General features: G+C 74.0%; 9 protein-coding genes. 4 read left to right on the top strand and 5 right to left on the bottom strand.

Going from position 1 to position 6,608, the window contains the following annotated elements:
• Nucleotides 1-239: hypothetical protein (locus tag ABZ914_RS43780; RefSeq protein ID WP_500200648.1), on the top strand; the 239-nt coding region annotated here is incomplete at its 5' end.
• Nucleotides 220-369: a hypothetical protein gene (locus ABZ914_RS43775; RefSeq protein WP_433248464.1), complete on the top strand. Its 150-nt coding sequence runs from the start codon at nucleotides 220-222 to the stop codon at nucleotides 367-369. The genes ABZ914_RS43780 and ABZ914_RS43775, both read left to right, overlap by 20 nt.
• On the opposite strand, the gene ABZ914_RS43770 is transcribed toward ABZ914_RS43775, so the two are convergent.
• The 5 genes from ABZ914_RS43770 to ABZ914_RS43750 all read right to left on the bottom strand — a co-directional run bounded on the left by ABZ914_RS43770 (nucleotide 366) and on the right by ABZ914_RS43750 (nucleotide 4,460).
• The gene (locus ABZ914_RS43770) at nucleotides 366-1,619 is read right to left on the bottom strand and encodes an aspartate aminotransferase family protein (RefSeq protein WP_190863641.1); all 1,254 of its coding nucleotides are present in this window, start codon (nucleotides 1,617-1,619) and stop codon (nucleotides 366-368) included. The two genes, ABZ914_RS43775 and ABZ914_RS43770, sit on opposite strands and share 4 nt — an antisense overlap.
• A gap of 71 nt (nucleotides 1,620-1,690) precedes the next feature.
• Complete coding sequence (locus tag ABZ914_RS43765) at nucleotides 1,691-2,350, bottom strand: GntR family transcriptional regulator (RefSeq protein WP_190863643.1); 660 nt, start codon at nucleotides 2,348-2,350, stop codon at nucleotides 1,691-1,693.
• A gap of 16 nt (nucleotides 2,351-2,366) precedes the next feature.
• Nucleotides 2,367-3,149, bottom strand: a complete 783-nt coding sequence (locus tag ABZ914_RS43760; RefSeq protein ID WP_500200647.1) for a maleate cis-trans isomerase family protein — start codon at nucleotides 3,147-3,149, stop codon at nucleotides 2,367-2,369.
• 50 nt (nucleotides 3,150-3,199) lie between these two features.
• A complete protein-coding gene (locus ABZ914_RS43755; RefSeq protein ID WP_190863648.1) occupies nucleotides 3,200-3,961 on the bottom strand; it encodes a maleate cis-trans isomerase family protein in 762 nt (253 codons plus the stop codon).
• Nucleotides 3,962-3,977: 16 nt separating this feature from the next.
• Nucleotides 3,978-4,460, bottom strand: coding sequence for a DUF3830 family protein (locus ABZ914_RS43750; RefSeq protein ID WP_206700200.1), 483 nt, complete (start codon nucleotides 4,458-4,460; stop codon nucleotides 3,978-3,980).
• A gap of 259 nt (nucleotides 4,461-4,719) precedes the next feature.
• Here ABZ914_RS43750 and ABZ914_RS43745 point away from each other — a divergent pair, with 259 nt between their 5' ends.
• Nucleotides 4,720-5,748: a D-2-hydroxyacid dehydrogenase gene (locus tag ABZ914_RS43745; protein WP_433151690.1), complete on the top strand. Its 1,029-nt coding sequence runs from the start codon at nucleotides 4,720-4,722 to the stop codon at nucleotides 5,746-5,748.
• A gap of 5 nt (nucleotides 5,749-5,753) precedes the next feature.
• Nucleotides 5,754-6,608 (top strand): amidase family protein (locus ABZ914_RS43740; RefSeq protein ID WP_500200646.1); only part of this gene is annotated, 855 nt, incomplete at its 3' end.

Raw genomic sequence — 6,608 nt, 5'->3', positions numbered from 1 at the left:
GCCGCGGCCAGCCCCGGCGCCAGCACCCCCCCCCCGACCGCGCGGGGGCCGCCCGCCCGGCCGCCCGCCCGCCCGGCGGCTCGCCCGGCGGCCGGTACTCGGGCCCCGGCGCGTCCGGCGGGACGCGGGGCGGCGGGCCGTCCGGGCTCGGCCGGCTCGCCGTCCGCGGCGCCCTGCACTACCTGGACCGCGCCGAGACCCGCCGGACGGAGGGAACCGATGATCGTCGCGACCGGTGACGGCGAGCTGCTCACCGAGCTGCTGCTGGACCGGCTGCTCAAGGGCGCGATCGTGCTGGTGGCCCTGGTCGTGCTGGTGGTGGTCCTCACGATCGTCTACCGCAGGACCGGCCCGAAGGACCCGCCCTAGCCGGCCGCGTTGGCGACCGCCTTGGCCCACAGCGCGAGGGCGTCGTCGATCTGGGACGCGTCCACCACCAGCGGCGGGATCATCCGGACGACGTTGCCGAACGCGCCGCAGGTGAGCAGCAGCAGCCCCTGCTCGGCGGCGGCGCCGTGGGCGCGCTGGGCGGCGGCCGTGTCGGGCTCGCCGTCCGGCGTGCTGAACTCGCACGCCTGCATCAGCCCGAGGCCGCGCACGTCGCCGATCTCCGGATGGCCGGCCGCGACCTCGCGCAGGCCCGCGTTCAGCCGGGCGCCGAGCACCGCCGCGTTCTCCACCAGGTTCTCGTCCCGGATCACCTCCAGCGTGGCGAGCGCGGCGGCGCACGCGACCGCGTTGCCGCCGTAGGTGCCGCCCTGCGACCCCGGCCACGCCTTCTCCATCAGCGCGGTCGGCGCCGCGATCGCCGACAGCGGGAACCCGCTGGCCAGGCCCTTCGCGGTGATCAGCACGTCGGGACCGACCGCCGCGTGCTGGTGGCCCCAGAACCGGCCCGTCCGGCCGTACCCGGTCTGCACCTCGTCCACCACGAGCAGGATCCCGTGCCGGTCGGCGCGCTCGCGCAGGCCCTCCAGGAACGCGGGCGGCGCCGGGATGTAGCCGCCCTCGCCGAGCACCGGCTCGACCACGAACGCGGCGGTGTCGGACGCGGGGCTGGACGTGGCGAGCGCGTAGTCCAGCTCGCGCAGCGCGAACCGGGTCGCCTCGTCCTCGTCCCACCCGTACCGGTAGGCCTGCGGGAACGGCGCGACGGCGACGCCCGGCATCAGCGGGCCGATGCCCGCGCGGAACTTGGTGCCCGCGGTGGTGAGGGCGGCGGCGCCCATCGTCCGCCCGTGGAACGAGCCGTGGAAGACGACGATGTTCTGCCGCCCGGTGGCGTGCCGGGCGAGCCGGATGGACGCCTCGACGGCCTCGCTGCCGCTGTTGAGGAAGAACAGCGAGTCCAGGCCGTCCGGCAGGACGTCGCCGAGCGCCTCGACCAGGCGCAGCAGCGGCCGGTGCATGACCGTCGTGTACTGGCCGTGGATCAGCGTGCCGACCTGCTCGCGCGCCGCCTCGACGACGCGCGGATGGCAGTGCCCGGTGTTGGTGACGCCGATGCCCGCGGTGAAGTCCAGGTGGCGGCGGCCGTCGGCGTCGTAGAGGTAGACCCCCTCGCCGCGCTCCGCCAGGACGGGGGTGGCCTGCTTGAGCAGGGGTGAGAGCTGAGCCATCGCGTCCTCCGGTAGATTGTCGACAATCTGCACGCTAGGTCGCCCGGGACCGGATGTCCAGGGGACCCCTCCTACGTGGAGCGCAGGCGCCGGATCGAGTCGGTCATGTGCTCTTCGATCAGCTGGAGCAGCCGCTCCTCCTCGCCGTCGCCGATCGCGTCCACCAGCCGCCGGTGCTCCTCGACCAGTTCCGACGGCTCGGGATAGGTGTCCTGCAGCGCGTTCAGGCACATCCGCGTCTCCACCAGCAGCGTGTGCGCCATCCGCTCCAGCCGCGGGCTGCCGGACGAGCTGACCAGCACCTCGTGGAACGCCTGGTCGGCGTCGCTCATCGCGACCCGGTCCCGCTCGCGCGCCGCGTCGATCAGCGCCTCCAGGGCCTCGGTGAGCCGGGCGACCGCCTCGCCCCGGTTGCGCTGCATGATCAGCTCGCAGGCGGCCCGCTCGATCGCCAGCCGGGTGAGGTAGACGTCCTCGACGTCGCCCTCGTCCAAGGTGATCACGAAGAGCCCGCGGTGCGGCTCGCTGACCAGCAGGCCCTCCTGGACGAGGCGCTGCATCGCCTCGCGCAGCGGGCCGCGGCTGATGCCGAGCCGGGCCGCCAGCTCCGCCTCGCCGAGCTGCGCGCCCGGCTCCAGCGCCCCGTACATGATCGCCGAGCGCAGCTCGTCGGACACGATCTCGACCGTCGACCTGCGCGGGACGGGTTCCAGCTCACCCAACCGGCCCATCGGCGGGCCCCTTTCGTCATAGCTGCCAGGGATCTGCTCCCGGCGCCGGGGCGGGGACGGCGAACAGCCGGCCGAACCCGGCGCGCGGCGCGAGCCCGGCCGGGCCCGCGGCGAGCCGCAGCCCCTCCCACACGCTCACCTGGTTGGCGGTGAGCACCGGCTTGCCGACCCGCCGCTCCAGCTCGTCGAGCCAGGCCACGGTGTGCAGCGCGGTGTCGGGCACCAGCACCGCCTCGGCGTCGGGATGGTCGTTGGCCGCGACGAACTCCAGGACCTCGTCGCGGCCGAGGGTGCCGACCTCGGCGGCGGTGATGATGCCCCGGCAGGACAGCGCCACCACCTCGATGCCGGCGTGGCCGAGGAACGCGCCGAACCGCTCGGCGACGTCGGCCGGATAGGTCGCGGCCACGGCGACCCGCCGCAGGCCGAGCGCGCGGGCCGCGTGCACGAACGCGAACGACGTGCTGGACGCGGGCACCCCCGCGGCCTCGCGGACGCCCCGGACCTGCGCGGCGGCGCCGTCCCAGCCGAACACGAAGCTGCCGCTCGTGCACGCCCACACGGCGGCCCGCACGCCCATCGCGCGCAGTGCGCGGGCGCCCTCGCCGAGCACGTCGTCGCCGCCGATGTCCAGCAGCGCGTCCACCCGGTGGGCGTCCTCGCGCATCAGCGTGTGCACGACCGGCAGGCTGACGTCGCCCGCTCCCGAACCGCGCAGCGCGCGCTCGATCGCGGGGTAGTCGTCCTCGGCGCTGTAGCCCGGGTAGAGGAACCCCGCGGCGGGACCGTTGTGCTGCATGTTGTCGACAATCCTACCTTCATCGATCATGCCTTCGCCGATCATGGACGTCAGGCGGCCGTCTGGCTGCCGAGCTGTACCAGCCACTGCCCGGGACCGGCCGCCGAGCGGCCCATCGCGCGCAGCGCCGAGCACATGGTGACCTGGTTGGCGGTGAGCACCGGCTTGCCGATCATCTGCTCCAGCGGGGCGATGATGTCGTAGGTCGGCACGTTGGTGCAGCTGATGAACACCGCCTCGGCCTCCGGCCGGTCCACCGACGACACCGCGCTGACGATCTCGCCGTAGCCGACCTTCCAGATGTGGCTGAGCAGCCCCATCCCGACCGACGACACCACCTCGATGCCGTACTCGCCGAGGAACGAGACCAGCCGCTCGGTGACCGCGTCGATGTAGGGCGTCACCACCGCGATCCGGCCCGCGTTCAGCAGCCGCAGCGACTCCACCAGCGAGCCGGACGTGGTGGCGACCGCGGGCGCGCCCGCCGCGGCCATCGTCCGGTGCAGCGCCAGCTCGCCGGCCCTGCCGCGGATGAAGCTGCCGGACGCGCAGGCGTAGGCCACCGCGAGCGGCTCCGGCGCGAGCACGTCCCGGGTCGCCTGCCGGACGATCGAGTGGTCCGACAGCGCCGAGGCCATCTCGACGGTGACCGGCACCGGGACGTACGGCAGCCGGGTCATGAACAGCGACACGTCGTCGGGCGTCCACCGCCACAGCTCGCGGTCGAGCGCGAAGTCGAACGGCGCGACCACGCCGATGCCCTGCTGCGCCACCAGCTCGGGCCCGACGACCAGCGTGGGGTCGAATGTCATCTGCGCGGCCACCGCTCTAGGACTCGTGCCGGCGGTAGACCAGGCGCTCGCCGACGGCGCCGGACCGCCAGACGTCGTTGCACGCCTCGGCCATCCGGTCGAGGCCGTCGACGATCGTCGCGTACACGTTGCCGGGCACCCAGCCGACGTCGCCGTTCAGCAGCAGGTTGTTGCGGCCGTAGAAGATCGCGAGGTCGATGACGCCGGGCAGCTCGTGGATGTTCTTCTCCTCCTTGAACGCCCGGTCGAGCATGCCGCCGGGGAAGGAGAAGTAGACGACGTCGCCGGGGATCGGGGTCACCGTCGGGTTCTCCAGCCCGACCTCCTCCTCGGCGAACCGCTCCACCATCGTGTAGACCTCGTTGCGCGCGTACTTGGCGTGGTACGCGTCCCCGCCGAGCGGCAGGGCGCGCCATACCGCCTCGCAGGTGCGCGGCGCGTCCTTCTCGAGGAGTTCGGCGACGCAGGACACGCCGCGCTTCTCCAGTGAGATGGTCATGAGCCTGGGCATGCCGGACCTCCCCGTGGACAGGGGTGGGCGAGAGCGTCGCCACCCGAAAGGACTCTTGCGTTAGAGCGCTCTGGGACGCGTCCTGGCCTTGGGCAATACGGTTGCGACGGTCTTGCAGCACGATCAGCGCGGCCACCTGGCGGTCCATCCCCGCTGATTGTTGACAATCCTACGAAGCGTTCCTAGCGTGTCAATGCCCCGCCATGTTGCCTTCCCGTAAATTCCGGAACACCGAAAGTGGCCGCCGATGGAGCCAGGTCCGAACGCGTCCGGCGAACCACCCCGCGTGGTGGTGCTCCAGGACGACGTCCCGCCGCCCGGGATGGCGGCCGCCGAGCGCCTCGCGCAGGTCGTCTACGTGCGGAAACCGCAGCTCGCGGCTGCTCTTCCCGGCTGCGACGCGCTGTTCATGTGGGACTTCTGGTCGGACGCGCTGGCGGCCGCGTGGCCCCGCGAGGGCGGCCCCCGCTGGGTGCACATCGCGAGCGCCGGAGTCGACCGCCTGCTGTTCCCCGGCCTGGTGGAAGGCAACACCATCGTCACCAATTCGCGAGGGGTGTTCGACGAGCCGATCGCCGAATACGTCCTCGGCCTGGTGCTCGCCTTCGCCAAGGACCTGCCCGCCACCGTCCGCCTGCAGGACGAGCGGCGCTGGCGGCACCGCGAGACCGAGCGGATCACCGGGGCCCGCGCGCTGGTCGCCGGCACCGGCCCGATCGGCCGCGCCATCGCCCGCCGGCTCGCCGCCGCCGGGCTGCGCGTGTCCGGCGCGGGCCGCACCGCCCGCGAGGGCGACCCCGACTTCGGCGTCGTCCACCCGATGGAGCGGCTGCACGACGCGCTCGCCGACGCCGACTACGTCGTGCTCGCCGCGCCGCTCACCCCCGCCACCCGCAACATGATCGACGCCGCCGCGCTCGCCCGGATGCGGCCGTCCGCGCGGCTGATCAACGTCGGGCGCGGGCCGCTGGTCGCCGAGGACGACCTGGTCGAGGCGCTGCGCGCCCGCCGCATCGCGGGCGCGGCGCTCGACGTGTTCGTGGACGAGCCGCTCGCGCCGTCCTCGCCGCTGTGGGGCATGCCGGAGGTGATCGTGTCCCCGCACATGTCGGGGGACGTCGTCGGCTGGCGCGACGAGCTGGTCCGGCTGTTCACCGACAACCTCGACCGGTTCGCGCACGGCCGCGAGCTGCGCAACGTCGTCGACAAGCGGCTGGGCTACGTGCGCCCGGACGCGGACGCCGCACCGAGCCCGTACGCCGGGCAGAGGAGGTAACCGCCATGACGGACGCGGCAGACCTGACCGCCGTCGAGCTGCTGGAGGCGTACCGGGCCAAGGAGCTGTCGCCCGTCGAGGCCGCCGAGGCCGTCCTCGCGCGCATCGACCGGGACGACCCCGGGCTCAACGCGTTCTGCCTGCTCGACCCCGGCACCACGCTGGAGGCGGCGCGGGCCTCGGCCGAGCGGTGGCGGCGCGGCGAGACCCTCGGGACGCTCGACGGCGTGCCCGTATCGATCAAGGACGTGCTGCTCACCCGCGGCTGGCCGACGCTGCGCGGGTCCACGACGATCGACCCCGCCGGGCCGTGGACGGAGGACGCCCCGTCCGTCGCGCGGCTGCGCGAGCAGGGCGCGGTGTTCGTCGGCAAGACGACCACGCCGGAGTTCGCGTGGAAGGGCGTCACCGACAACCCGCTCACCGGGATCACCCGCAACCCGTGGGACCCCGCCCGCACGCCCGGCGGGTCCAGCGGCGGCGCGGCGGCGGCCGTCGCGGCGGGCATGGCGCCGCTCGCGCTCGGCACCGACGGCGGCGGCTCGGTGCGCATCCCCGCCGCGTTCACCGGGACCTTCACCATCAAGCCGACGTACGGCCGCATCCCGCACTACCCGGCGAGCCCGTTCGGGACGCTCGCGCACACCGGGCCGATGACCAACACCGTCGCGGACGCGGAACTGCTGCTGGACGCCGTGTGCGGCGCCGACGCGCGGGACTGGTCGTCCCTGCCGCCGCCCGCCGCCCCGTTCGCGCTCGGCGAGCGGGGCGGGGACGACCTCGCCGGGCTGCGCGTCGCGTTCAGCCCGGACCTCGGCTTCGCCCGGGTCGACCCGGAGGTGGCGGCCTCGGTGGCCGCC

Source organism: Spirillospora sp. NPDC046719 (assembly GCF_040645715.1).
Taxonomy (GTDB): domain Bacteria; phylum Actinomycetota; class Actinomycetes; order Streptosporangiales; family Streptosporangiaceae; genus Spirillospora.
Note: the sequence above shows the minus strand (reverse complement) of the source record. Positions and strands in the feature narration are given on the sequence as shown.